This window comes from Reichenbachiella ulvae (assembly GCF_025833875.1).
In the GTDB taxonomy this organism is placed as follows: Bacteria; Bacteroidota; Bacteroidia; order Cytophagales; family Cyclobacteriaceae; genus Reichenbachiella; species Reichenbachiella ulvae.
The window spans coordinates 4004174-4030867 of record NZ_JAOYOD010000001.1; the positions used below are offsets into that span (position 1 = coordinate 4004174).

Consider the following 26694-nt stretch of genomic DNA (forward strand, 5'->3'; position numbering starts at 1 on the left):
CTAGAGTCGCCCTCCCAAAACGACGGTTTGTTTGAAGCTATTTTGATTGCCCTTGTGATCGTAAATCTCCACAAAAATGATGTAGTATCCAATCGCAGCGCGCTGACCTGCATCGGTGCTGCCGTCCCAGTGCAAGGCACCCTCTGTCGATAGCAATTGATTCTCGGCTAGTGTACGCACCTGTCGACCCTGACTGTCATAGATCCTAACATTAGCAAAAGCCCCTGGCTGCTCCATTCGGTAACTGATAGTGGTAAAATCAGCCTGACCCGTACCATCAGGAAGGAACACCTTAGGTTCTACACTGAGTCGTGCCGTGCTACCCGAATCCTCACGGCTCTGTGAATTGGGCAAGCCAGGCGTAGCATAATGCGCCAGACTCCCCGCCGATTGCCAGTTGTTCCGGTCCATTGTCTCAACTTTTAAGGAAACTCGTTCCAAGCTGACTCCCTCTACCTCATCCAGGAGAGGATTATGCATATCTTCGTCGTAGTACAAGGAATCGATGATTCTGCCATCGGGTAATGCCAAAACAACTTGCCCTTCATCGTCATTAAAGGAAGGAAAAGAAGCCAATTCCAAAAAACGGCTGGCATCACCTTTAGGGTGAGCAGCAGACAGCAATTGGGCATCAGATGTTAAAACCAAGAAACTGCCAGGATGAAACAGAAGGTGGTCTTGAGTGATTTTCTTTGCACCACTGCCCCCGACCAAAAGCATATTTTTTAAATTTATGTACTTGTCCGACTGGTTGTAGAGCTCAACAAAATCTACTCCGCCGGGTTTTGGATTGAATAGGAACTCATTGATCAGGATATCCAAACTATCGGCTGATTCTGGGACATAAAAAGTCCATGTCTCATCATTTGGATATGCATTTCCTACACAATCTTCTATCCCTGACAATTTAAGTTCGTAGGCCGTTTTGGGTTCCAGCGCCTTGATGACTTCTGCAGCAATTCGTTTCCCTTCGGGCAAATCAAGCTCTGCACTCACCAAATCAACATCTGGGGTAATAGTGATATGATCAACAATCTCAGAATTCGGCTTCAATTTTTCATTCAGTTCAATAAGCAAATGTTGATCTTCTACCACGACTTGTTCGATCATAGGGCCAGCTTGATCGGGATTACTGGCACTTCGAGAATTGGGCAGTCCGGGAGTTCCATTCAGGGACAAAGAGGCGGTCCAGTTACCGTCCTCCCCGCAAAAACTTTCTACATCCACCATTTCTAGAGAATAGCCCTTGTGATCCTCTTGATCATACCAGTCCTCCGAATAGGTCACCGAGAAAACCAGCCCTTCCTCCGACCAAAGGGATAGCGTTTCACTCGCATTGTTCAAATTGAGCCAGGAAGAAAGCAAATCCGAATCAGAGCTAATGGCCAGATAGCCTTGAGGTTTTATTTCACCCGATTCGAAATAAGTCTCACCGTTTCCATCATGCCAAACCAGACCTTTCAGCTCAATATTGATATCACTGGCATTGTAGAGTTCAAAATACTCCTGCTCTCCTTCTTCAGGTTCCGCCATGATTTCGGTAATTCTTAATTCGCCAAAGGCTGGCGCATAAGGCTTTTCATAATGGAATTGCAAGGTGGTATCAGTCATCGCATTTCCTGAGAGATCTCTCATAGACTGTAGCTTGATTTCATAGACTTGGTCCGGAATCATCGCAGATTCAAAATCAATTTCCACAATTGAATCTTCAGGGTGGTAGTTGAGGTCATCGATTTCCAATCCCGAAATCTGATAATAGCTCTCAAATTCGACAGATCCTGATTCCATTTGCTCACTAAACTGTAGTGCGATCATTTGATCATGTATCACTTCTAGGTTTAGAATTTTGGGAGCAGTCCGATCGATCAGAAGCGTAATCGAATGACCCGGTACGAGATTGCCAAATGCATTAATCAAAGGTCTCCAGGAAAGAAGATAGCTATGATTGGCCTTCAAACTCTCATTGAAAATCAACCGAATCAAATTTGCACTCTCAGTTGAAACCGTTGCAGCCAGTGGACTTCCCAAATCCTCTAAATGAAAGGACTCTGAACTCAAAAATGATGGGTCAAAAAAAGTGTCGAATTGCAATTCTATGGTTTGGTCATTGACCGTTTTTGCACCTGCAAACATGGGTTGATATTGAAAAATCAACTTTTTAGTAGACAATCGCCGTTCACTTCTACTTATCTGATTAGAAAAAGAAAGGGTGTCATACTGCGTCGAGCCCATGGGCTCATCCAATTCAATGGTTAACCTTTTATCCTCCAGGGACAATGAAGAGATGGCGTTGGACTGCAAACTATATTTCTCCTGATCCAGAAAGGATTCACCGAGGGGGAAATTAAAATCAAGAACCAGTTGATTAGCTGTATTCATCTGCCAATTGACGAGGTGAAAATCCTCAAAATCTACGTCGATTTTCAAAGCATCAATCTCGTTCCCACTTAAGTCCTGAAGCTTTTCCAACTCTAAAGTTTGGACACCCGTAATTGCCTCTGCAAAATGAAGAATGATCCTCTTTTGAGATTCTCTGTCCAGAAGCACTTCTTTGGGATGAATGCCAGTGAGTAAAAAATGGGTCGAATCTAAGACGGAAATAGAGTCCATCTCTTCATGAAAAATCAGCACCACATCAGTAGATGATAGGGTAAAAACCGAATCCAATCGTGGAGCTGTTTGATCGAACACAAAAGGTACCTTCTTCCTGGTACCGATCGCATTGCCAAATAGATCCTCCACATCATCGATGAGTAAGTTATATGCTAGCTCCTCCTCAAACACTTTTTCGAACTCCAACAGAACGGAACTTCGATCCTCCTGCAACAATCCTTGCAATGGATACCTTTCATCAGACTCATAATTTTCGATAGTCTCGGCAGACTGTCGATCGACTTTTTCACTAAATACAACTTCTAATTCATGGGCAGATAAGGCAACTACAGATTCAACTCGGGGAGCAGAAGTGTCAAATTCAAAAGGAACTAAAGGGCATGCCAAATAATTACCCTGGTGATCGTATAGTCCTGAAATCCGTAGAGATAACTCCTTGTTATCATCAAAATCCTCCTGAAAGATCAATTGAACCCTGTGAGCTTCGTCTGGATTCATTAGCACAGATATGGGTTTAGCACCAGATTCTACCCATTCGTATAATTCAGGGTTGCTAGCCATCGAAATGTCCAAATCGACCGAAAAATGCAAATCCAAATGATGACCACTAAGTACATGCAGCGTATCTATTGGATTAATGTATTGCCATCTAAGAGTAGTTAATTGCTTCTGCACATTGCCCAAAGTGTCGCTGAAATCTGAAAAGCTCAGCTCATAGGTCTGACCAGAAATCAAAGCAGAATCGAAACTAAGGATTATAGTATTTGGATCGACCAATTCTAGTTCAATCGTGGCAGTAGGATTTATGATCAATGATTGATCTTGAAGGCTATCTAAAACAATCGGCTCATCAAAAGTTAATTGCAACTGGCGATCGGACAAGAGCAAATGGCTGTTCAACTCTGGACCTTTTACATCATAGTGGAAATCCAAAGTTTGGTTTAGGATGGAGTTGCCTGCACAATCCGATAGCTCTTCTACTGACAATTTATAAGAAGTTCCACTAATCAAAGCAGTTTTGAGTTCCAGTATGACTAAAAAGACATCCCCTGTCACTGATAATATTTCATTTTCGGGACTCAAAGAAAAATAGCTGGTTTTCAAAGAATCAATATTGAGCGGCTCATCAAATGCCAAACTAAGATGTACCGAGTCCAGCACTTCCATTGATAATATGCTGGGTGGAAGTAGATCAGGCGAATTGTCATAAACTGAATTTACTTGCCCCGGAGTTCCACCCCTTTCATCAGATGAGGCCAGCCAGTTTCCAAAATAATTGCACTCACGATCTGGATTGATCTGTTCTAGCGCAAAACCTCCATCGCTTTTACTTTCCTCCCCATACCAGGAATCAGCATAGGTAACCGAATCAACCAAATTCCCAAGATTGTCCTTTAGCAAAAGCTGCATGCCTCCATTGAGCAAAGAAGGAAAACTGGTGATGGTCACAACATCCCCAAAACTTTCAAACTCTGAGAAATTAGAGTCATCAGTAACGATTACATACGCGCTAGAGGCGAGAACAAAATCATCCAGGGCTTCCTCATTCAAAGTGAAATCACCCAGCTTGATTGGGTAATCCGAAAGATTGTACAACTCTACAAATTCCTCATCTGGTAAACCGACAGAAGTTGGATTGTAATCCGCATAGATTTCATTGATCACTATCTCGCGAAATGAGGTGGGTACTTCGATTGAAATGCCTAATGATATTTCAACCAAGGATTCATCCAAATCCGCATTTTGGATATTGCTTAAGGTGAGTTGGTAGTCATTGTTATTGAATCTTGCACCGAAAGTTAAAATGACCTCATTTCCATTTTGAAGAGTCGCTTCTGAGGGTTGACCATAGCCATGATTTAAAAAATAATTGGACAATTGACTTGTAGAACTTGGATCAAGACTTTGATTGAAGCGGAGAAGTAAGGACGAGGATGACTCCTGAATCAAGGTATCAACTGCAAAAGGTGCTTCATAGGTAAAGGCTTGCTCTACATTTGAAGACATTGTATTCCCATGCAAATCTTCCAGATTACCGATGGAAAGTATGCTCTCCACACCATCGCTAAAAGTTTCTTCAAAAGTCAATAGGACCTGAGTAGAATCATCGACATTGAGTGTAGCTGAGGTTGCAATACTTTCCCCAATGGCATAGTTATTCTCATCTTCGGCAACTGTTTCCAACAGACCCTCATCAAAAGCCAATTGCAATTCTGTGTCTGACAAAACCAACAAATCTTCCAAAACCGGAGCATTCACATCATAATAAAAAGATGGAATCTCCTCAGTCAATGCATTACCGGCACAGTCTGTTGCACCATTGATTGTTAAAGAATAATGTGTACCACTGACCAAAGAATTTGCCAATTCCAATTGAACTTTCATGCCAGAGGCAGCCTGAAAAGCAACTTCCAAATCAGGACTCAAAGTATAAATTGCTGACTGTAAAGAGCCAACATCCATCGGCTCATCAAAAGCCAATTGGAGGTGAGTGGCATCCACTACTTCTAGAAGCAAAACATCAGGCGATTCTATATCCGGACTGTTATCGTAAACGGAATTTTCCTGTCCAGGCGTCCCACCCTTTTCATCAGATGAGGCCAGCCAGTTTCCGGCATAATTGCACTCGCGTTCTGGATTGATCTGTTCTAGCGAAAAACCGCCATCGCTTTTGCTTTCTTCTCCATACCATGTATCCGAGTAGGTGACAGAATCAACCAGACTCCCCAAATTATCTTTCAACAAAAGCTGCATGCCTCCATTGAGCAAAGAGGGAAAACTGGAAAGGGTCACCACATCCCCAAAACTTTCAAACTCCGAGAAGTTAGAATCATCGGTGACAATCACATAGGACTTGGAGGCGAGAACAAAATCATCCAGGGCTTCCTCATTCAAAGTGAAATCACCCAGCTTGATTGGGTAATCAGAAAGATTATACAGTTCGATATACTCTTCATCTGGTAAACCGACAGAAGTTGGATTGTAATCTGCATAGATCTCGTTGATGACTATATCGCGAAAAGCAGTAGCAGATTCTATAGTTATTTCGATTTCAGCATTTGCCAGAGCTTCATCCAAATCTGCATTCTGGATGTCATTTAGTGTGAGCTGATAGTCATTGTTATTGAATGCATCACCAAAGACCAAGACCACTTCATTTCCATTTTGAATAATAGCTTCAGAAGGATGACCATAGCCACTGTCTAGAGAAAAATTCTCTATTTGTGTTGCTGAAGTAGCATCCAGATCTTGATTAAAACGGAGAATTAAAGACGAAGAAGTCTCCTGAATCAAGGTGTCAACTCCAAAAGGTGCTTCATAGGTAAAGGCTTGCTGAATTTCGGAACTCATTGTGTTCCCATACAAATCTTCCAGGTTACCGATGGAAAGTATATTCTCCACTCCATCGATAAAGACCTCATCGAAAGTCAATAGGACCTGAGTAGAATCATCGGCATTGAGTGTAGCTGAGGTTGCAATACTTTCCCCAATGGCATAGTTATTCTCATCTTCAGCCGCTGTTTCCAATAGACCCTCATCAAAAACCAATTGTACTTCGGTATCAGATAAAACAACCAAATCCTCCAAAACCGGAGCATTCACATCATAATAAAAAGATGGAATCTCATCAGTCAAAGCATTACCGGCACAGTCTGTCGCACCATTGATTGTCAAAGAATAATGTGTACCACTGACTAAAGAGTTTGCCAATTCCAATTGAGCTCGAATGTTGGTGACTGATTGAATTGAACCTTCTAAATAAGGACTCAAGCTATAGGTAGCTGACTGTAGAGAAGCAACATCCATCGGCTCATCAAAAGTCAATCGGAGGTGAGTGGCATCCACTACTTCAAGAAGCATAACATCAGGCGACTCTATATCGGGACTGTTATCGTAGACGGAATTTACCTGTCCCGGCGTTCCACCCTTTTCATCAGAAGATGCCATCCAATTACTAGCATAATTACAAGCACGTTCTGGGCTGATCTGCTCTAATGAAAAGCCTCCATCGCTCTTGCTTGCTTCTGTATACCACGAATCCGAATAGGTAATCGAATCTACTAGGTTTCCGAGGTTGTCTTTCAGCAGCAATTCCATGCCTCCATTCAGCAGAGAGGGAAAACTGGAAATAGTCACTACATCCCCGAAGATTTCAAATTCTGAAAGGTTGGAATCATCTGTGACAATTACATAGGCATTAGAGGCAAGAACAAATTCATCTAGGGTCTCTTCATTCAAAGTGAAGTCTCTTAGTTTGATTGGGTAATCCGAAAGATTGTACAATTCGACATATTCCTCATCCGGTAAACCGACAGAAGTTGGATTGTAATCTGCATAAATCTCATTAATAACTATCTCGCGAAAAGAAGTGGATACTTCTATTGAAATCCCCATGGAAGGGTTCATCAAAGTTTCATCAAAATCTGCATTTTGGATATTATTTAGAGTGAGCTGATAATGGTTGTTATTGAATGCATCGCTAAAAGTTAATATGATCTCATTTCCATTTTGTAGAGTTGCTTCTAAGGGCTGACCATAGCCATGATCTATAGCATAATTGGCCAATTGAGTTGAAGAAGTTGGATCAAGACTTTGATTGAAGCGGAGCAGTAGAGAAGAAGTAGATTCTTGAATTAAAGAGTCTAAACCAAAAGGCGATTCATAGGTAAAAGCTTGTTGAATTTCAGAGGCCAAGGCATTTCCATACACATCTTCCAGGTTCAGAATGGAAAGTATATTTTCAACTCCATCGATAAAGACCTCTTCGAAAGTCAATAGGACTTGAGTTGAATCCTCATCATTGAGCGTTGCTGATGTTGCAGTACTCTCACCAATAGTGTAGTTACTCTCATCTTCAGCGGCTGATTCCAACAGACCTTCATCAAAAGTCAATTGCAATTCCGTATCTGATAGAATCGCCAGTTCTTGTAAAACTGGAGCGGTAACATCGTAGTAAAAAGACAAGCCCTCGTCTGTATCCAGCGCATTGCCAGCACAATCGGTCACAGCATCTATCAACAGGGCATAAGTTGTACCACTGACCAATGGATTGGCCAATTCCAGTTGAACGTTAAACTTGGTCGATGCTTGAAGAGACACTTCCAGATCTGGGTTCAAATCGTAAGTAGCCGACTGCAACGAGAGAAGATCCATCGGCTCATCAAAAGTCAATTGGAGGTGAGTGGAATCTACTACTTCAAAAAGCATAACATCAGGCGATTCTATATCTGGACTGTTATCGTAGACGGAATTTTCCTGTCCAGGCGTCCCACCCTTTTCATCTGATGAAGCCAACCAATTGCCGGCATAATTGCACTCGCGTTCCGGATTGATCTGCTCTAGCGAAAAACCTCCATCGCTTTTACTTTCCTCTGCATACCATGAATCCGAATAGGTGACGGAATCAACCAAATTCCCCAAATTATCTTTCAGCAAAAGCTCCATGCCTCCATTGAGCAAAGAAGGAAAGCTGGAAATAGTCACCACATCCCCAAAACTTTCAAACTCCGAGAAGTTAGAATCATCGGTGACAATCACATAGGACTTGGAGGCCAGTACAAAATCATCCAGAGCCTCCTCATTCAATCTAAAGCCTTCGAGTTTGATTGGGTAATCCGAAAGATTGTACAACTCGACATATTCCTCATCTGGTAAACCTACAGAAGTTGGATTGTAATCCGCATAGATCTCGTTAATGACTATCTCGCGATAAGCAGTAGCAGATTCTATAGTTATTTCGATTTCAGCATTTACCAGAGCTTCATCCAAATCTGCATTCTGGATGTCATTTAGTGTGAGCTGATAATCATTGGTATTGAATCTTGCACCGAAAGTTAAAATGACCTCATTTTCATTTTGAAGAGTCGCTTCGATGGGTTGACCATAACCATTATCTAGAGAAAAGTTCCCTATTTGCGTTGCTGAATTAGCTTCCAGATCTTGATTAAAACGGAGAAGTAAGGACAAGGAAGACTCCTGAATCAAGGTATCAACAGCAAATGGCTCATTATAAGTAAAAGCCTGCTGAATTTCGGAACTCATTGTGTTCCCATACAAATCTTCCAGGTTACCAATGGAAAGTATACTCTCCACATCATCGATAAATGCCTCCTCAAAAGTCAATAGTAACTCAGTAGAATCATCAGCATTGAGTGTAGCTGAGGTTGCAATGTTTTCCCCAATGGCATAGTTATTCACTTCTTCGGCAACTGTTTCCAACAGTCCCTCATCAAAGGTCAATTGCAATTCCGTATCTGACAAAACCACCAACCCCACCAAAACCGGAGCATTCACATCATAATAAAAAGATGGTATCTCCTCTGTCAAAGCATTACCAGCACAATCAGTTGCACCATTAATTGTCAAAGAATAATGAGTATCACTGACTAAAGAGTTTGCCAATTCCAATTGAACTTTCATGCCAGAGGCAGCCTGAACCGAAACTTCCAAACCAGGACTCAGGTTGTAGGTAGCTGACTGTAAAGAGCCAACATCCATCGGCTCATCAAAAGTCAATTGGAGGTGAGTGGCATCCACTACTTCTAGAAGCAAAACAGCAGGCGATTCTATATCCGGACTGCTATCGTAGACGGAGTTTTCTTCTCCTGGAGTTCCACCCCTTTCATCAGATGAAGCCAACCAGTTTCCAGCATAGTTACAATCCCGTTCAGGATTAATCTGTTCTAGGGCAAAACCACCATCGCTTTTGCTTTCTTCTCCATACCATGAATCCGAGTAGGTGACGGAATCAACCAAATTCCCCAAATTATCTTTCAGCAGCAATTCCATGCCTCCATTGAGCAAAGAAGGAAAACTGGAAAGGGTCACCATATCCCCAAAACCTTCAAACTCCGAGATGTTAGAATCATCGGTGACAATCACATAGGACTTGGAAGCCAGTACAAAATCATCCAGGGCCTCCTCATTCAAACTAAAGTCTCCGAGCTTGATTGGGTAATCCGAAAGGTTGTACAACTCAACATATTCCTCATCTGGTAAACCGAGAGAAGTTGGATTGTAATCCGCATAAATCTCGTTGATCACTATCTCGCGAAATGCAGTAGCTCCATTAATTTCAAAATCCCATTGAATGTCAGTAAGTGATTCGTCCAGATTTGAATTTTGTATGTTGTTTAATCCCAACATGTAATCATTGCGGGTGAAGTCATCAGCAAACGTCAAAAGTACCTGATTTGCATGCTCTGGATCAATCTCAGCTGAACTGGGCATTCCGAAACCATTGGACAAATCATAATTAGACGAAGTTTCAGCGCTTGCTAGATCCAGTTCAGATGTAAAGGAAAGCCTCAGAGTATTATTGCTCTCAACCTTCACCAGAGACAATGCGAAAGGAGGGTCATAAGCCTCTACGCTGAAATCATCGAAATAGTAATTGTATTTCTGTGTCTTGGTATGCTCTACCACCACTCCCAAATATTCCCCCGCTGAATAGGTATCATCCAAAAATGGTTCTCCTTCCGAATTGAAATTCGAACCACCAGCTGGGTCCGCAAAAACTTGCCAGGCACCCACCACATCCCTCTTCACTCGAATTCGAACCAATACATCCCCAGTGAACAAGGTACTCCCGGAAAACAAAAGAGAGGTAGAACCTCCATCTTGCCTATAAAAATCAATTTCATCGTCCCCAGACTGTCCAATCTGGATAAAATAGCCATTCAAACTCTCTTCTAGACTGGCTTGATCTGACATGAGATAGACGCGTGCCCGATTGCTGCCAGAAGGAGACAATCGCAGGTCCACCAAAAACTCCCATTGAGTATAATCATAAACTTCTATTGGAGTGGATAGATATAGGGATGAAGTCTCGTCTGGTCCATTAGAATTGAGTTGTCCCGATTCTACTTCAAAATAGGCTTCATCACCAGACCATGCAGGATTTTGGGTGAAATCACCGTCCGAAAAATCGTCTTGAAATTGTGAATAAGAAGGAAGAGAAATGGAAAGGAGCAGAGCTAGGCATAGATATTTCATGGCTGGTCATCATTTGCGCTGCTTTCCTAAATATAGAAAAAGATACGATAGTAGCCAAAAAAACCTTCTAGAGAGGGATTAAAACAACCCCAACTGCAGGTTCTCTGTTTTACCCACCAGCTCTACTTCTGTATCTATGTATTTGTCTTTGTCATCGCCTGCCAGCCAGGCCTTTTCCTGCTCGGGTTGCAGGATCACAGGCATGCGCAGTTTGGAATTGTGAATCTCGCGCATCACCCGCTGCGCCTCGGTAGTCACTATCGAGTAGCTATGGAGCACCTGCCCACTGGCCGGATCGGTCCAGGCAGACCACAGCCCCGCAAAGGCAAACAAGCCGCCTTCCTTTAGCCCCACCTCATATTTTTGTTTTTTCTTTCCCTTGGCATCCAGCCACTGCCATTCGTAAAACCCATCGGCCAGCACCAGGCATCGGTGCGTCTCGTGTGTCTGAAAAGAAGGTTTATCGTCCAGCGTCTCAATTTTGGCATTGAGGGTGGACTGGCGGATGCTCTCGTCATTGGCCCAGGTGGGTATCAGGCCCCAGTGATAAAACTGAATTTGAGAAGGTGCCTCATTGGTAATGACCGGAGTACGTGGAAAATCATAGCCATTCCAGTGCGAAGAGGTCAGCAGCCCCGCCTGTTCGGGGTACATCATGGTCGCGGCAAAGCGGCGCTTGACCTTGTTTTCTTCCTGCGTCTGTTTGGTATGATAGCACATGGGCCGACTATTTTTGTTTGTAGCTCACCACCTCCGGAGTAGGGTACTTTACTAGTGGAGTAAAATTGGACTTCCAAAAGTCCAGATCCAGCAGCTTGCCTTCGGCATCTTTGGTCAGTGATAGCACCACATTTTCACCATCTTCGTCGCTGTACTCACACTGCACCAAGTCACCGTCATACAGATCCGGGCGATCATTATCAAAATTGATACTACCCATATGTGGATCGCCGTACTCACTCACCTGACTACTGATCGGATATTGCGCCTCATCGGCTCCAATATGCTGCAGCATCGCCCTCACCATGTTTTTTTCTTCCTCTCGTATCGCTCGCAGTGCAGCCATAAATCGTCTTTTTCTTTGATCAAAAAATAAATCTTTGGTCTGCTTCGTTAAGCTTCAGCCATCAAAGTTGAAACCCAGACCAAGAAAACAGGCTCAAAGCTATTTATTCTTAGTCATTATTACATATTTTGCATTTTTTAACATTCTTTAATTCATGACCAAAATATCATTTGAGCTGTGGGGAATGCAGCTGTTGGAACCGATGGGTTTTTTGCTCAATATGGTAATGTGCCTCTTTTCATTTGCTTTGTTTTTTCGATTGAAAGATGAAGAGGTAAGTGAATTCAAAAAACATTGGATCAATTTTTACTGGCTTTTCGCCCTTTCTACCCTTTTCGGAGGTTTCTCTCATTTGCTATACAACTATTTGGGCATGATGGGCAAAGTTCCAGGATGGCTAGCTGCAGTATTTGCCATCGCCAGCATCGAGATGGCAGTGGCCACCCAGCACCCTGACAAAGAAGGTCTGCTGAAAAGAATCATTCGCTTCAAAGCAATCGTGGTTTTAGTACTCATGGCCATCGATTTGCATTTCACCTGGGTCATGATCCAAACCGCCTCAGGACTGCTGATCATCTTAGGCATTTCATCGATTCATCATGTCAAAAGAGGTCAGGGGCATTACCTGCTTTTCCTTTATGGAATCGGCCTGATGATCTTGACGCTACCGTTCAGACTGGGCCAGATCGACTTGCACCTTTGGTTCAACAGAGACGATATCAGTCATGTTTTTATGATCTGCACTTTGGCACTCATGTACAAAGGCGTGAAGCATTCAGAGCTCAAGCTGCAGGCTACTACTTAAAACGCATCATCCGCTCTGCTCCACTCGGATACAGCCGGTGGAGCCATCGCAGCACCTTTACCTTTCCAACGTTGATCTCGAATTGGTCCTGCTGAAAAGCGTAAACAAAAGCTGAAACCAGTTCTTTGGGAGATATTTTTCCGCTACCCCGACCATTCGTCATGCCAGTATCGACCAAAGGAGGTATCAGTTCGAAAACCTTGATTCGACCCTCCAGCTGATAGCGCAACACCTGAGTGAAGTTATGCAGGCCCGCTTTGCTGGCCGAATAGATCGGAGCAGATTGTTTGGGAACAAAGGCCAAAGCAGAGGATACATTGACAATGGCCGAATTCTCATTCTTCTCCAATACTTCAATCAAGCCAGTTGCCAGATTGATCGGCGCGATCAGGTTGGTAGACATCTCCTCATACACCCAGTGCATCACCTTGTTCTTTTCGGATAGATCATAGTTGAACTGCACTCCGGCATTGTTGATCAGTATGTTCAGGTCTGGATGGTCGGCCTTTACGAAATCCAGAAGACCATTGATTTCCTCACTTTTGTTCAGATCACACTGATAGATGATGAGTTGAGGGTAAGCCTCCTGTAAGGAGCGTAGCGCATAAGTGTTTCTTCCGGTGATGATCACTTGATTGCCAAGGGCAAGGAAACGCAAGGCCATCTCCTTGCCGATTCCCTTACTACCTCCAGTAATCAATATTTTGTTTCTCTTTAGTTTCATGATTGTAGTTACTGAATTCTAAAAATTGATCCTGTACATCACGTCTGGAAAGAAGCCTGTTTGCTCTACCAGATTGATATCATCCGTCACCTCATTGTATCGCTTCACAAATTCATTTTTGCGATTGGTGACATTCAGCAAATCGATGAAGAACTGATGCGAAATATCACGCTTAGCACTGTTGAGGCGGACGCCAAATTTCACATCCCAGCGAAAATAGTTGCCCAGCTGCTCTTCGAATGCCTGATTGTCAAAGCGCACTTCTTCCCCATTGTTTTGTCTGGTGGCATCCAGATCGATGGCCGTGTAGCGCTGGCCTCCAGCAGTGGTCAACTTAGTGTCAAAGGTCCAGGCATGCTGACTCTGGCTCCCAAATTTCCACTCCTTCCCAAATAAAGTATTGAAGACAAAGTGATTGTTGAAAGCGGTGCTGCGAGTAACATCATCACTGCCTTTGTACTCAGAATCATAGATCGAAGTAGTCAGGAGCAAATAATAACCATGACTGAAAAATTTCTCCAAAGTCAATTCCAGTCCATAGTTGCTACCTGTGCCTTCATTGACCAGCGAGCCTTTGTTTTCGAATACGAAATCCGCTCCTTCGTTCAGCACGGAATAACTGCTAGGGGTAGACTCGACAGGTACGTCGTAGAGGTACTGATAGTAGAGTTCCGTTTTCAGTCTCCAGTCGGTACCGAGCTGCCGGTCATAGCCAAGGACAAAATGATGACTCTTCATGAAATCCAGTTGATCGTTGGTGCGTCGATAGCTGCCATCTGCCTGCTCCTCCTCCAAAAACAGTACTGGACTAGGAATTGCCTGAGCATGCAGTCCATAGGCAAAGCTGATGCGCTGCTGATTGAGCAACTCATAGCTGATCGCCGCTCTCGGTTCTAATACTGTGGACTCGGTATAGTCGTGATATTGGCTGTGGAGACCAAAAGTAGTACTCAATCGATCGCTCACTTTGTACTCAGCCTGCGCAAAGACCTGACTGACTGAATAGCTTTCTTCAAAATCACGATAGAGCAAGAAATAATCAGGAATACCGTCTCCATCATTGTCTGGGACCTCTGGCTGGTTGTCTCTACTCTCGGTAAAGAAGTTAGGCAAATACAACTCAGTCAAAAATCCTGCTCGCAATGACCAACGTGCATTGAATTTCTTGTTGAGCTGAGAAGTAAGGGATACCCTACTTTCCCGGTTTTCATTGTTGACAGATCGGTAGGCATCGATCTGCTGTCCTGCAGCATTGCGAATCAGATTGTCCTGAAAGTATTGATTGCTATAGGTAGACACCCCAATGGCCGATTTGATATAAGCCGTCTTGCTCAATCGTCCCGTATGTGTCACACCTAACATACCCAGATCATTATCAATAAAGGCGTCCTCATTAGGATTGGCAAACAGATCATCCTCGTCGATCTCATCCCCATGAAAATCGATACTGCTCAAGCCACCCATTCCAAAAATCTCGAATCGCCCCAAAGGGCTATCTCCGAGATTTAATTTGAAAGAAAGATCTTGATAGACGGGTATGGCACTAGTACCAGTAGCAGCAAACTGAGCCAAACCATAGCGATAAGAAATCAGAAAGGAAGAACCATTCTTACGACTGATCGGTCCTTCGGCCATGGCTTCCACTCCTGAAAACACACTCATCTGCGCAGTGAATTCATAATTGTCCGCATTTCCATTTCTAAAATTGACATCAAAAACCGCTGCATTCGCATTGCCATACTCAGCAGGGAATGCACCCGTAAGGAAATCTGACGTTCGTAGCATGTTGGTGTTGAGGGCATTGACAGGACCGCCAGTTGTGCCCAGTGTGGCAAAGTGATTGGTAGTGGCTATGGGCAGGCCATTCAACCTCCAAAGCAGTCCTGTCGGTGAATTGCCCCGTACGACGATATCATTTCTGGAATCATTCGGCGCACTGACCCCTGCAAAAGAGGTAGCCAGTCGTGCCACGTCATTTCTACCGCCCGAAAAGCGGGTGACTTCTTCCAGACTGAAAGTTCTCGCACTCACCTTAGCCAGTTCATTGATGGGAAGGTCCTTGTCCGCTCCGGCAGTGACTACTACTTCATCGAGCTTTTCGACTGACTCTTCTAGTTTGATCTGGAGTACGACTTCCTTTCCCATCGTTACCAGCACATTGGGCAGTGTGATGCTTTTATATCCCACATAGGTGACAGCAAAGCTCTGTCGGCCTATGGGGATATTATTCAGCTTAAAGTTTCCTTCGATGTCTGTAATGGTACCGATCAATGGATCAGAGCCTATCAACTGAATAGATGCCCCGATCAGTGGGTATTCGGATTGTACATCTATGATTTGCCCTTTTACAGTTTGGGTTTGGGCCTGTACATGCAGGCTAAGCATTGCGGCGATGATACCGAGCAGCAGCGTAACTACCTTTTTCATTTGATTAGCATTTGGTTTCGTGAATCTCATTTGTTTTGGTGCAATAAGTTCTGAGTTTCAACTAAGTCTGGCTCAAAGAAGATAAGAATCAAAAGGCTTAATAAATAGAAATGGATGAAACGAAAAAATTTTGACCTGAACCGCAGAATTATTGAGGTGAGCTGGAATGCGAAAATTCCAGTGAATTCATCTCCCATATCGACTGCTTCACTTTTGATTTTTCCGGCTTCAGTTTGGATTCTTTACTTTTGATAGGGATTCGTCGTATTCTTGTACATGTTGAAAATCAAAGAAATATATCTGCGCTGGTTTGGCATATTGGTGGTGGCCTTGATTGTGAATTTCTTCATCAAGCAACATGAGCATGCGCAAATGCCCATTTGGCAGCAGGTTTTGATTTCTTTCACCTTCACCGCTATCCTTTGGAATGGTGTCCTTTTCATCATGCTGAGGATGAGAAAAAGGTACACCTCTATTCAGAAAACCCCCCGAAGGCTCATAGTCACATCTGTATTAGCCTCCTTGCTTTTGGTGTTTGGATCCAATCTGATTGGTATGGTATTGGGGCTTTGTTCTTTGGATGACCTCAAGAATCCAGCTTACTTTTTCCGGTACGCTCATGTCAATTTTATCGTGGCTATTATAGTCACCTCGATCTACGAGGGAGCTTATTTCTTTGGGAAGTGGAAGGACTCACTGATCCAAAACGAAGAATTGAAGAGCCAGCAGATTCGCACACAATACGGTGTGCTTCAAAATCAAATGAGCCCACATTTTCTCTTCAACAGTCTAAACACACTGACCACCTTGATCACGGAAGACCAAAATACTGCGATCGATTTTACCCAGACGCTTTCGGATGTTTATCGCTACATCCTTCACAACAAGGAGCGAGAATTGGTTCCACTCTGTGAGGAAATGGAATTTTGCCAATCCTACGTCTTCCTGCTGAAGAAGCGCTTTCCTGAAAACTTTGAAGTCAGCTTTAATATTCCCAAGACCAAAAGACATCTCTACATTGCCCCTCTGACACTTCAGATGCTATTAGAAAATGCCATTAAACACAATGCCATCACGAAAGGTTCTCCGCTGAGGGTGGAGGTGAAAGTGGACGAAAACAACCTGCTCGAAATTAGAAACAACCTCCAGACCAAACACTCGCTGGAGATATCCACCAAGACAGGGCTGGAAAACATCAAAAAGCGCTACCAACTCCTCGGGCAGCGAGCCATCAATGTGGTCAAAACAGAAAAAGACTTCATCGTACAAGTACCTTTGATCGAATTGATATCTGAAGTGGAACATCTAAAATCTGCCGTATAGTGAAAGTACTGATAGTAGAAGACGAGGCGCCAGCATTTAGACGCCTACAGAAAATGCTGGAAGAAGTAGACGAAACCATCGAAATCGTAGAAGTGATCGATGGTGTGGAAGAAAGCGTCAACTGGATGAAAGGCATCAGCAACTGGCCTGACCTGATCTTCATGGATATCCAATTGAGCGATGGGATCAGTTTCGATATCTTCGAAAAAGTAAAGGTGCAATCCCCAGTGATCTTTACCACAGCCTTTGACGAATACATGCTCAAGGCCTTTCGTGTCAACAGTATCGACTACCTCCTCAAGCCGATTAATCAGAAAGAATTGGTCCGCAGTCTGGACAAATATCAGAACCTTCGCTCCTCACTGGCCCCTGTATCTGAGCCCAATATCCAGGAGCTGATGAAATGCATTCAAATTGGCAGTGCCAAATACAAATCCCGTTTTTTGGTGAAAATGGGTGAAAAAATGATGTCGGTAGAGACGGAGAATATTGCCGCCTTTCAGGCACTCAATGGTTTGGTGTATTTGATCAGCCAATCTGGGAAGCGCTATGTGATCGACCTGACGCTAGAAGACATCATGAAAGAGCTCGATCCCGAAAAGTTCTACCGGGTCAATCGCCAGTTCATCCTTTGCTATCACTGCATCGATTCGATCCACAAATACGGCAAGAGCAAACTGCTCATCGAACCCAAGCTCGAATTAGAAGAGCCCATCATCGTCAGTAGCGAAAGGGCCAGTGCTTTCAAGCAGTGGTTGGGGTAAATGCCCTCGCAAAGACGCCAAGACGCATTGCGTACAATTGTTTATTTTTAGGTTTCCTAAACCTAAGAACCTACCATGACCGAAAACCAAATTGCCTCTTTAATTGTAGATACCTGCTATCAAATACACACGCAACTAGGGGCAGGATTATTCGAATCAGTTTATGAAGAAATACTGACTTACGAACTGAGAGAAAAAGGATTAAAAACGGAAAGGCAAAAAGGAATCCCCGTTTTCTGGAAAGACATCAAAATGGATGTCGGGTTTAGAGCAGATCTTATCATTGAGAACAAAGTGATTATTGAAATCAAGTCGGTGGAACTCATAGCTCCTGTGCATAAAAAGCAGCTATTGACCTACTTGAAAGTAACAGATTTAAAGCTGGGCCTATTGATCAACTTTAATGAAGCCTTAATCAAGAATGGGATAACAAGAATCGTCAACAAACTATAAATCGGTGAATATTTATTATCAGCTTGGCGACTTTGCGTCTCAGCGAGAAAAACCAAGTTTCATTAGTTTTGAATTTCATTAATATTTTAACACTTCATTGAGAATTTGATAAAAAACAGGTAATTGTCCACTAATAGTTCCAATAATGGAGACATTTATATAAAAAGCAATCTATCTTTGAACCCCTTTTAGGATATATGCGTTATGCATGTACTCAAAAGTTAAGACAATGAAAATTAACACATTATATATTTCAAAAATGATCGGTTGTTGTCAGCCGTGTTGTTGCTGTACTGACTGCAGTACCAGTGGGGATATATATTAATGTTTGGAACAAGACCATTTATTCAATACCAAAATAAAACATTAAAAGCCTCTCCACGCCAGGAGAGGCTTTTTTTAGATTAAAACACGAAGCACGCCATGCAAAGTTTTAGAACAGAATTAGAAAATCTGGACAATCCAGTAGTAGAGAAGGACATCATCGATCTGGCCGCTCGGATCGAGAAGTTCAACAATGGAGACATTGACCCTGACAAGTTTAGAAGCTTACGACTTGCCAGAGGAGTTTACGGTCAGCGCCAGCCGGGCAACCAAATGGTCAGAATCAAGATACCATATGGTAAAATGAGCGTAAAGCAGCTGAGAAGAATCGCTGACATCTCTACCGAATACGGTGGGGGCAACCTACACGCTACCACTAGACAGGATATCCAAATCCACTATGTGAGTCTGGATCGCACGCCAGAATTGTGGGCTAAGCTAGAGCAAGACGACATCACGCTAAGAGAAGCCTGTGGTAATACGGTAAGAAACGTGACCGCCTCTCCTGTAGCAGGTATCGATCCTAACGAACCATTTGATGTATCTCCATACGCTCATGCAGTGTTTGAGTACTTCTTGAGAAACCCTGTGTGTCAGGAAATGGGACGTAAATTCAAGATCTCCTTCTCGTCAAGTGACAAAGACACAGGTATCTCTTTCATTCACGACATTGGGTTCATTCCTAAAGTGAAAACTGAAGGTGGAAAAGAAATCAGAGGATTCAAGGTAATGATCGGAGGGGGTCTGGGTGCACAACCTGCTCCTGCAGTCAAAGCATATGACTTCCTCGAAGAAGATCAGATCATCCCATTCACTGAAGCCCTTTTGAGAGTTTTCGATCGCTATGGCGAAAGAAAAAGAAGAGTAAAAGCGCGTTTCAAATTCTTGCTAGCCGATATCGGTCTGGAAGAAGTAATGCGACTGGTAAAAGAAGAGTGGAATGCCCTAAGCACTAAAAGCTATAAAATCGATACCAGTGCAGTTGCTGGTCCTGTTCTGCCAACAACCATTGGTTTTTCTGACAAGGCCTTGATCAATCCTGAGCAATTTGAATTGTGGAAAGAAACCAACGTTCACCCACAGAAGCAGGAAGGATACTACTATGTAGAGGTGAAGGTTCCTAATGGTGACATCAGCTCACAAAAGGCGCATAAGTTTGCCGACATCATCAGCAAGTATGCTGCAGATGACGTTCGTGTGACGGTCAATCAGGGATATGTCTTGAGATATGTGAAAGAAGACAGCTTGAAGTCGCTCTTCACTGAACTGGATGACCTGAATCTGGCGAACCCAGGATTCGACAGCACGGCAGACATCATCGCTTGTGCGGGTACCGATACTTGTAACCTCGGGATCTCTAACAGTACGCGCGTAGCATTAGAGCTCGAAGGAGTGATCGAGCGCGAGTACCCAGAGCTGATCAAAAACAATGACATCAAAATCAAAATCAGTGGATGTCCTAACTCTTGTGGTCACCATGCGATTGCTTCTATTGGATTCCACGGGTCGTCTTTGAGAAACAAAGCCACTAAAAAAGTATTGCCAGCTGTGCAGGTGCTACTCGGAGGTGGATTGGACAAAGATGGTGACGGTTTCATCGCTGAGAAAGTGATCAAAGTGCCTAGCAAAAAAGCGCCTGACGTATTGAGAGTTTTGTTCAACGACTATGACGAAAATGCGGAAGAAGGCGAGTACTATGCTACTTACTTCAAAAGACAGGGCAAGGATTATTTTTACCAACTGTTGAAATTCTTAGCGGATACTGAAAATGTAACCGATTCGGACTACATCGACTGGGGTAAAGACGAGCAATTCAAAGTAGAAACAGAAGTGGGTGAATGTGCTGGCGTGATCATCGACTTGTTCTCTACGCTGATGTTCGAAGCAGAGGAGAAAGCACAGTGGGCCAAACAAGCACATGAGCTAGGCAACTATGCAGATTCTATCTACCACGCTTACAGTGTTTTCATCAACGGAGCTAAGGCCCTGTTGGTAGACAAAGGCGTGACTGTAAATACGCAAGCAGGCATCATGAAGAGCTTCGACGAGGAGTTCGAGGGTGATTTCGAAAGCGTAGTAGGATCATCTTTCACCGATTTTGTGTTGAGAATCAAGCAAAACGAGCCAAGCAAAGAGTGGGCTGAGAAGTTCATCGAGGACGCAGACCAGTTCCTTGGCAAAGTGAAAGAAGTACAGGAGCAAGAAACTGAAACTGTATAAGTATTGTAAAATTTAAGGTTGGAATACGCCCTTCTGTGACCCTTTTTCAGGAAATTGCAGAAGGGCGTTTCTTTTTTATTTGGGATGGAAACCCACCCCTGCCCCTCCCAGGAGGGGATTATTCTTTCGTATATTAATATTCTGCTTAAGGGTTAAGGGGCCGGGCCTTATTCATTTTAGATTTCTGTGTTGCAAAATTAGAATAGAAACAAAATAGGAATAACATCCGACCAAAGAAGTTACGCACCAGCTAAAAAGTGATTCCCCCTTTCATAAAGGGGGTCAGGGGGATTTAAGAAATCAAATCAATGACCAAAAAAGCAAAACTGACACTAGTGGGAGCCGGACCGGGAGATCCAGAGCTTATCACACTCAAGGGCATCAGGGCACTGGAGGAGGCAGATGTCGTGCTCTACGATGCACTGGCCAACGAAGAGCTACTCGACTACTGCAAACCAGAAGCCATCAAAACCTTCGTGGGCAAAAGAGCAGGCTGCCATGTCTACCAACAAGATAAAATCAACGAGACCATCGTATCAGAAGCCAAAAAACACGGCCATGTCGTCCGACTCAAAGGGGGTGACCCTTATGTCTTTGGCAGGGGGCATGAGGAACTGCAGTTTGCAGAGGCCCATGGCGTAGATGTGGAGATCGTACCCGGCGTGACCAGTGCCATATCCGTTCCGGCCCTGAATCAGATTCCCCTGACGCGACGTGGCATAAACGAGAGCTTTTGGGTGATGACTGCTGTCAAAAGCGACGGTAGTCTGGCGGCTGATATCGAACTGGCCACACAATCTACCGCCACTGTCGTGATCCTGATGGGAATGAAAAAACTCGGGAAGATTCTCGACGTATTCAAGAAACATGGTCAGGAAGATACCCCGGCAGCTGTGATACAAAATGGCTCACGTGAGGACGAAAAGATCGTGATCGGCAAGGTCAGCAACCTGTCCCAGCTGGTGCTGGATCATCAACTGACCTCCCCGGCCATTATCGTAATCGGAAAGACCGTGGCACTGGGAGAAGAAAAACTGAAAAAGAACATCCAACAAATGGATCCAAAACCGGAATAAACCATGAGCGAAGATCGAGGCAACACCCTATTTCCCGTATTTTTCAAACTAGAAGAAATGAAGCTGCTGATCGTAGGCGGTGGCTATGTGGGCGAAGAAAAACTCGGTGCGGTGCTCAAGAACAGTCCCAGAACCCAAATCAAAATGGTGGCCACCTGGTTTAGCGAGGCAGTGCAGGACATCGTGAAGGACTATCCGAATATCACCCTGGTCGAAAAAGCCTTCGAACCCAGCGACCTGGAGGGCATGAACCTGGTGATCATAGGGATAGACGATCCAGAGGCCAGCAGCCAGATACAGGCAGCCTGTCGCGCCCAAAACGTATTGGTCAACGTGGCGGACAAACCCGCCCTCTGCGACTTCTACCTGGGCTCAGTAGTCAAAAAAGGCGACCTCAAAATCGCCATCTCCACCAACGGAAAATCCCCCACATTGTCCAAACGCATGCGTGAAATGCTGACCGATGTGATTCCCGAAAAAATCGACGACATCCTCGACCAGATGGCCAAGGTCCGCGACAAACTCAAAGGCGACTTTGACTACAAAATCAAAAAGCTCGACGAGATCACCAAGGATTGGAAGGGGTGAGAATTTTCAATCGCCTTACTACTTACCTACTATTTAAATGACCACTAAGAAAAATATACTGGCAATATGCGGAAGTGCCAGCCGAGAATCAGCTAACCTCAGTATCCTCCGAAGGGTTGCCCAACTGGGAGAATTCCATTTTGAAATGGAAATCATGGATGATCTAAGCCTATTACCACATTTCCAAACTGAACTGACAGAAAAAGATGTACCTGAGCAAATCCTACAACTACGAGAATCCATTCAAACCAGCGATGCGGTGGTCATCTGTTCGCCGGAATATGTATTCAGCATTCCGAGCGGACTGAAGAACCTGATCGAGTGGTGCGTATCCACCACGGTCTTTACGGACAAGCCTGTCGGCCTTATCACCGCTTCTGCCCATGGTGCCAAAGGACATGCGGAGTTACAATTGCTGATGAAAACCCTGCAAGCCCAATTCACAGAGGACAGCACACTCCTGATACCAGGCGTGAAAGGAAAAGTAAATAAGCAAGATGGCATCATTGCCAGCCAAACAGAATCCGAGCTTAAGCACTTCGTAGAGTCACTCAAGAAGATGGTTTTGTGATCTGTGGATCGCTTTAGATCCCAGCCTGTCCGGATGGCAGGTCTCCTTCGTCGAGATGACAACTTAATTTGGACACCCCAGAACCACCCACACATCTCAATTTTACATCCGTAGAATTAAGTTTTTCATTCGTACATGATAATCTTACATCCAAGCAAAAGAATAAACCATCTTTGCCAATCAAAAGTACCTACAAGCAATTCAATTGTTCATATGTTCAAAGTAATTGAACATTCGAACCTATCAATCGGAAGTCTGTGCAAATCAATAGTCCTATCGAGCATTTGAAACAGACATCTATGCAATTGAATTGTCAGGCCGATCATTTGACATTTACATCTGTACTTAGTAATATGCAATAGAACTAACCTCACCGGCATGTTAAAACTAAAGATTGACCATGTAGCCCAACTGCGGGGCATACGACGTACCTACAGCTACCTGACAAAACTAGGCATGAGCCACGGAATCGCCCAGCGGCTCTCCAGCGGAAATGTGAAAAACATCCATCTCAAGCATCTGGAAAACCTTTGCAAAACACTGCGCTGTACTCCGAATGACATACTAGACTGGCAAGGAGAAGACCTGGATAGAGAACATCCCTTACTCGAACTTCGAAAGGACCCCAAAGCCCTGAAAAGCCTGGAAAAACTCCGTCAAATGCCTTTGGACAAACTCGAAAAACTGGGACAGTTCTTAGATGAGATGGATTGATAAATTACGTCACCTTTAATATCCTTAGGACTTGCCCAAGGTATTCCCGTAGCTTTACTATAAACTAAACTAACTAACCAAATGAAACGCATCCACCTAATAGTTCCCGCTGCTCTTCTTGTTCTTTCCTTGCTGAGCCACTGCAGCAGTGACGTTGGCGGTACTACGCCTGAACCGGAAATCGAGCGACCTCCTGTGAGCGATGTGGCTTGTAGCGATTGTGACTTTGTGATCGAGCCGGGTGTCGGCATGATCGATGGAGAAAAGCTGGGCATTCAGCCCGGTCAGGTGATCGGTCTTTCCGGATCGGGAGAAAACTATCAAAACATCACCTTTACCAACATCGTGGGCACCGAGGCGGATCCTATTATCATTCGGAATTGTGACGGTAAAGCCATCATTGAGTCCTACTATGCTTTTGGAGTCAAATTCACCCATAGCGAGCACTTTCGTTTGCTGGGAGATGGCGATGTAGCCTCCGACTATGGCATCCAGATTTCTACCTCCAAAGGTTTCTTTCTGACACTCGAGCAGTTTACCACGGACTTTGACATATCGCTGGTGGAGATCGCAGGATACGAACCCCGTGGAATAGGAGAAAACAATGGGTTCGCAGGTATCGGTATCAAAACCAGCCCCTATCAGGCCTGTGATGTATTTACCGATCCTACCCGCAGCGCCTGGATCATGAAAAATGTATCTGTAAGCCACTGCTACATCCACGATACGGGAGGCGAAGGACTCTACATCGGACATGGCTTCTATGAAGGCAGAGTGGAAAGCGCCTGCAGCGAGACTACCTATTCGCATTCGATCCAGCATATCCGAATCCATGACAATCGCATAGAGGATGTGGGCTTTGATGGAATTCAAATCAAAAACTGCGACAAGGACTGCAAGGTCTTCAACAATGTGATTCGCAACTACGGTCAGCTGGATGAAGGAGCCCACAACGAAGGGCTGTTCATCGGTGATGGAACCACCGGCGAGTTTTATGGCAATTACATCATCAACGGGACAGGTCATGGCATCCAGTTTTATGGTATCGGCAACAACGATATCTACAACAATCTGATCGTGAATGCTGGCAATGGCCCTGATAAGAAAGGAGATGGATTCTATGCCGCAAATGCTGTGCGTTGGGAGGATGGCTATTTCAACGTGATGAACAATACCTTTATCAACTCGGGTCGCAATGGTTTGGCCTTCTTTGGAGTCGATGGAGGTGTCAAGCGCTTCTACAACAACATCTTTGCCGTGACAGGAGCCGAGCTATCCAGAAAAGGTGTAGCCATGGATAGCGCCAACAACATATTTACGCAGAATCTGGAATCCCTCCACTTTAGCAACCCAGACAAAGAAGATTACTCCTTGCAGGACGGTTCAAGAGCACTCGATGCAGGAGCGGATGTATCCATGTATGGAATCGATGTAGATATTTTGGGTCAATCACGTCCTGTTGGCACTGCCTATGATGTAGGAGCCTATGAGAAGAGGTAAAGATGAGTTTTATGGCGAAGAAAAATAAATACTATCTGTGGATGGGGCTGAGTGCCTGCCTGGCCGTCGGTCTTGGGATCACTTACTCGCTGAGCCCTCAACCCTACGATCCAGTACCGGGATCCTGTACGATCTTTTCCGCGGCAATCGGAGATCGGGTTTTATTTGGCAACAACGAGGACTACTACAAGCCAAAGACCTATCTATGGACTGATCAAGGCGCCAAGGGAGACTATGGCAGCATTTACCTCGGGTTCAAGGATTATTCGCATCAGGGAGGGATCAACGAAAAAGGCCTCTGCTTTGATGCCAACGCGCTACCTAAAAGCCCTATCAATCTGCATCCGGAATTGAAAGCACCGCTGCACTATCAGGCGCCCTACGAAGAGCACATGATGTGGCTACCGGTGATGATCCTGAGAAAAGCTGCTACAGTCAAAGAAGCCATAGAAATAGCGAAAGAGTATAAGAAAGACAACTGGTACCCCATCGACGGCTCGGTCAAATATCAATTGCACTTTGCCGATGCAAGCGGGGATGCGGTCGTAATCAGCGTAGATGAATCCGGAGAACTGGCCTTCACACAAAAAGAAAAGGATGAGCACTTCTTGATCTCCACCAACTACAACAAAGTCAACCCTGACAATGCGCTGGAGTACCCCTGTCACAGATACAGCATCGCAGAGCAGCGATTGGCGGCTGTCGATAGCGAGGAGGAGTTGACCGTAGACCTGTTCAGATCCATATTGGACGAGGTGCACGAAGAGGGCATATTCAACACCACGCTCTATTCCAATATTTTTGATTTGAAGGAGGGTAAGATCTATCTCTATCACTGGCATCAATACGACGAGGTGGTGATCTTAGATGTTAAGGAAGAGCTGGTCAAAGCGCCCTACCTCATCCGCATCAAGGAGCTGTTTTCCAATGAAACAGCAGGAAAAGCTTCGTTCGAATATGGAGGGTGGATCATTGGACTCAGTGGAAGCATACTACTGGCCACCGGCCTGGGAGTAGCTGGGGTATATTATTTAAAAAATAAGTCCTGGAGCAAAAAACCCCTTCCGCCTGTCGGCACCTTCCCCAGGGAAGGATTATAGCCGAATCCCTCTTTGCAATCAACCCTCCAAAGGTTCAGAACCTCTGGAGGATTAGGTGAATATTCACCTTCTCTTTACTAGAGCATAACTCCTGCCTAAGCAGGCCTAACAATTGCAGCTGCAGGTACAGTTGCAAGAGTTGTCTTCGCAGCATTTGCTTTCGTCTGACATGGTTCTGTGATTTTAAGTGAAACATCTATTTTCAACCCTATAGACGGAGGGATTGAAAAAAGACGCAAGGGGTATGGATGGACTGAATAGAATAACGTTGAGTTAATCCTGAGTTTCTTGATCTGTGAATCGCTTTAGATCCCAGCCTGTCCGGATGGTAGGTCTCCCTTTGGTACCAATGACATATTTGTTTTACTTGTGTTTTTTGATCTGTGAATCGCTTTAGATTTCTCCAGAGTCGAAATGACACAACTGTTTTA

At 44.3% G+C, this 26694-nt stretch carries 16 protein-coding genes; 11 read left to right on the forward strand and 5 right to left on the reverse strand.

Going from position 1 to position 26694, the window contains the following annotated elements; translation table 11 throughout:
* The 3 genes from N7U62_RS16255 to N7U62_RS16265 all read right to left on the reverse strand — a co-directional run bounded on the left by N7U62_RS16255 (position 1) and on the right by N7U62_RS16265 (position 11674).
* Positions 1–10608, reverse strand: a complete 10608-nt coding sequence (locus N7U62_RS16255) for a lamin tail domain-containing protein (protein WP_264139073.1) — start codon at positions 10606–10608, stop codon at positions 1–3.
* A 78-nt stretch (positions 10609–10686) separates the two neighbouring features.
* Positions 10687–11328 (reverse strand): SOS response-associated peptidase, encoded by a 642-nt coding sequence (locus N7U62_RS16260; protein WP_264139074.1) that lies wholly within the window; start codon positions 11326–11328, stop codon positions 10687–10689.
* Between the two features lie 7 nt (positions 11329–11335).
* On the reverse strand, positions 11336–11674 hold the full coding sequence (locus N7U62_RS16265; RefSeq protein WP_264139075.1) for a DUF6984 family protein: 339 nt from the start codon (positions 11672–11674) through the stop codon (positions 11336–11338).
* A 154-nt stretch (positions 11675–11828) separates the two neighbouring features.
* Between N7U62_RS16265 and N7U62_RS16270 the strand changes: the two genes are divergently transcribed.
* Positions 11829–12479 carry a DUF6962 family protein gene (locus tag N7U62_RS16270; protein WP_264139076.1) on the forward strand — a complete coding sequence of 217 codons (651 nt, stop codon included), beginning with the start codon at positions 11829–11831 and terminating at the stop codon, positions 12477–12479.
* Here the strand turns inward: N7U62_RS16270 and N7U62_RS16275 are convergent.
* Together N7U62_RS16275 and N7U62_RS16280 are read right to left on the reverse strand one after the other, a co-directional pair.
* Positions 12472–13203, reverse strand: a complete 732-nt coding sequence (locus tag N7U62_RS16275; RefSeq protein WP_264139077.1) for an SDR family oxidoreductase — start codon at positions 13201–13203, stop codon at positions 12472–12474. The genes N7U62_RS16270 and N7U62_RS16275 overlap by 8 nt on opposite strands.
* Before the next feature lie 18 nt (positions 13204–13221).
* Complete coding sequence (locus N7U62_RS16280) at positions 13222–15630, reverse strand: TonB-dependent receptor (protein ID WP_264139078.1); 2409 nt, start codon at positions 15628–15630, stop codon at positions 13222–13224.
* A 276-nt stretch (positions 15631–15906) separates the two neighbouring features.
* Between N7U62_RS16280 and N7U62_RS16285 the strand changes: the two genes are divergently transcribed.
* The 10 genes from N7U62_RS16285 (at position 15907) to N7U62_RS16330 (ending at position 26263) form a co-directional block, all read left to right on the forward strand.
* Complete coding sequence (locus N7U62_RS16285; protein WP_264139079.1) at positions 15907–16953, forward strand: sensor histidine kinase; 1047 nt, start codon at positions 15907–15909, stop codon at positions 16951–16953.
* Entirely contained in the window at positions 16953–17717 is a 765-nt protein-coding gene (locus tag N7U62_RS16290; RefSeq protein ID WP_264139080.1) for a LytR/AlgR family response regulator transcription factor, read from the forward strand. The genes N7U62_RS16285 and N7U62_RS16290 overlap by 1 nt, the downstream gene beginning before the upstream one ends.
* Positions 17718–17792: 75 nt before the next feature.
* A complete protein-coding gene (locus N7U62_RS16295) occupies positions 17793–18170 on the forward strand; it encodes a GxxExxY protein (protein ID WP_264139081.1) in 378 nt (125 codons plus the stop codon).
* A gap of 423 nt (positions 18171–18593) precedes the next feature.
* Positions 18594–20714 (forward strand): ferredoxin-like domain-containing protein, encoded by a 2121-nt coding sequence (locus N7U62_RS16300; protein WP_264139083.1) that lies wholly within the window; start codon positions 18594–18596, stop codon positions 20712–20714.
* 308 nt (positions 20715–21022) lie between these two features.
* Positions 21023–21790: a uroporphyrinogen-III C-methyltransferase gene (gene cobA, locus N7U62_RS16305; RefSeq protein WP_264139084.1), complete on the forward strand. Its 768-nt coding sequence runs from the start codon at positions 21023–21025 to the stop codon at positions 21788–21790.
* Between the two features lie 3 nt (positions 21791–21793).
* Entirely contained in the window at positions 21794–22378 is a 585-nt protein-coding gene (locus N7U62_RS16310; RefSeq protein ID WP_264139085.1) for a precorrin-2 dehydrogenase/sirohydrochlorin ferrochelatase family protein, read from the forward strand.
* A 37-nt stretch (positions 22379–22415) separates the two neighbouring features.
* Complete coding sequence (locus N7U62_RS16315; RefSeq protein WP_264139086.1) at positions 22416–22949, forward strand: NADPH-dependent FMN reductase; 534 nt, start codon at positions 22416–22418, stop codon at positions 22947–22949.
* Positions 22950–23327: 378 nt separating this feature from the next.
* Positions 23328–23663, forward strand: coding sequence for a helix-turn-helix domain-containing protein (locus N7U62_RS16320; RefSeq protein WP_264139087.1), 336 nt, complete (start codon positions 23328–23330; stop codon positions 23661–23663).
* A gap of 81 nt (positions 23664–23744) precedes the next feature.
* Complete coding sequence (locus N7U62_RS16325; RefSeq protein WP_264139088.1) at positions 23745–25163, forward strand: right-handed parallel beta-helix repeat-containing protein; 1419 nt, start codon at positions 23745–23747, stop codon at positions 25161–25163.
* An 11-nt stretch (positions 25164–25174) separates the two neighbouring features.
* Positions 25175–26263 (forward strand): carcinine hydrolase/isopenicillin-N N-acyltransferase family protein, encoded by a 1089-nt coding sequence (locus N7U62_RS16330; RefSeq protein WP_264139089.1) that lies wholly within the window; start codon positions 25175–25177, stop codon positions 26261–26263.
* Positions 26264–26694 lie beyond the last annotated feature (431 nt).

Bases quoted from the DNA above. Each gene is read 5' to 3' on its own strand.
- N7U62_RS16320 (WP_264139087.1), top strand. From the start codon at position 23,328: ATGTTAAAACTAAAGATTGACCATGTAGCCCAACTGCGGGGCATACGA.
- N7U62_RS16315 (WP_264139086.1), top strand. From the start codon at position 22,416: ATGACCACTAAGAAAAATATACTGGCAATATGCGGAAGTGCCAGCCGA.
- N7U62_RS16310 (WP_264139085.1), top strand. From the start codon at position 21,794: ATGAGCGAAGATCGAGGCAACACCCTATTTCCCGTATTTTTCAAACTA.
- N7U62_RS16280 (WP_264139078.1), bottom strand. From the start codon at position 15,630: ATGAAAAAGGTAGTTACGCTGCTGCTCGGTATCATCGCCGCAATGCTT.
- N7U62_RS16255 (WP_264139073.1), bottom strand. From the start codon at position 10,608: ATGAAATATCTATGCCTAGCTCTGCTCCTTTCCATTTCTCTTCCTTCT.
- N7U62_RS16265 (WP_264139075.1), bottom strand. From the start codon at position 11,674: ATGGCTGCACTGCGAGCGATACGAGAGGAAGAAAAAAACATGGTGAGG.
- N7U62_RS16260 (WP_264139074.1), bottom strand. From the start codon at position 11,328: ATGTGCTATCATACCAAACAGACGCAGGAAGAAAACAAGGTCAAGCGC.
- N7U62_RS16330 (WP_264139089.1), top strand. From the start codon at position 25,175: ATGGCGAAGAAAAATAAATACTATCTGTGGATGGGGCTGAGTGCCTGC.
- N7U62_RS16275 (WP_264139077.1), bottom strand. From the start codon at position 13,203: ATGAAACTAAAGAGAAACAAAATATTGATTACTGGAGGTAGTAAGGGA.
- cobA (WP_264139084.1), top strand. From the start codon at position 21,023: ATGACCAAAAAAGCAAAACTGACACTAGTGGGAGCCGGACCGGGAGAT.
- N7U62_RS16270 (WP_264139076.1), top strand. From the start codon at position 11,829: ATGACCAAAATATCATTTGAGCTGTGGGGAATGCAGCTGTTGGAACCG.
- N7U62_RS16285 (WP_264139079.1), top strand. From the start codon at position 15,907: ATGTTGAAAATCAAAGAAATATATCTGCGCTGGTTTGGCATATTGGTG.
- N7U62_RS16300 (WP_264139083.1), top strand. From the start codon at position 18,594: ATGCAAAGTTTTAGAACAGAATTAGAAAATCTGGACAATCCAGTAGTA.
- N7U62_RS16325 (WP_264139088.1), top strand. From the start codon at position 23,745: ATGAAACGCATCCACCTAATAGTTCCCGCTGCTCTTCTTGTTCTTTCC.
- N7U62_RS16295 (WP_264139081.1), top strand. From the start codon at position 17,793: ATGACCGAAAACCAAATTGCCTCTTTAATTGTAGATACCTGCTATCAA.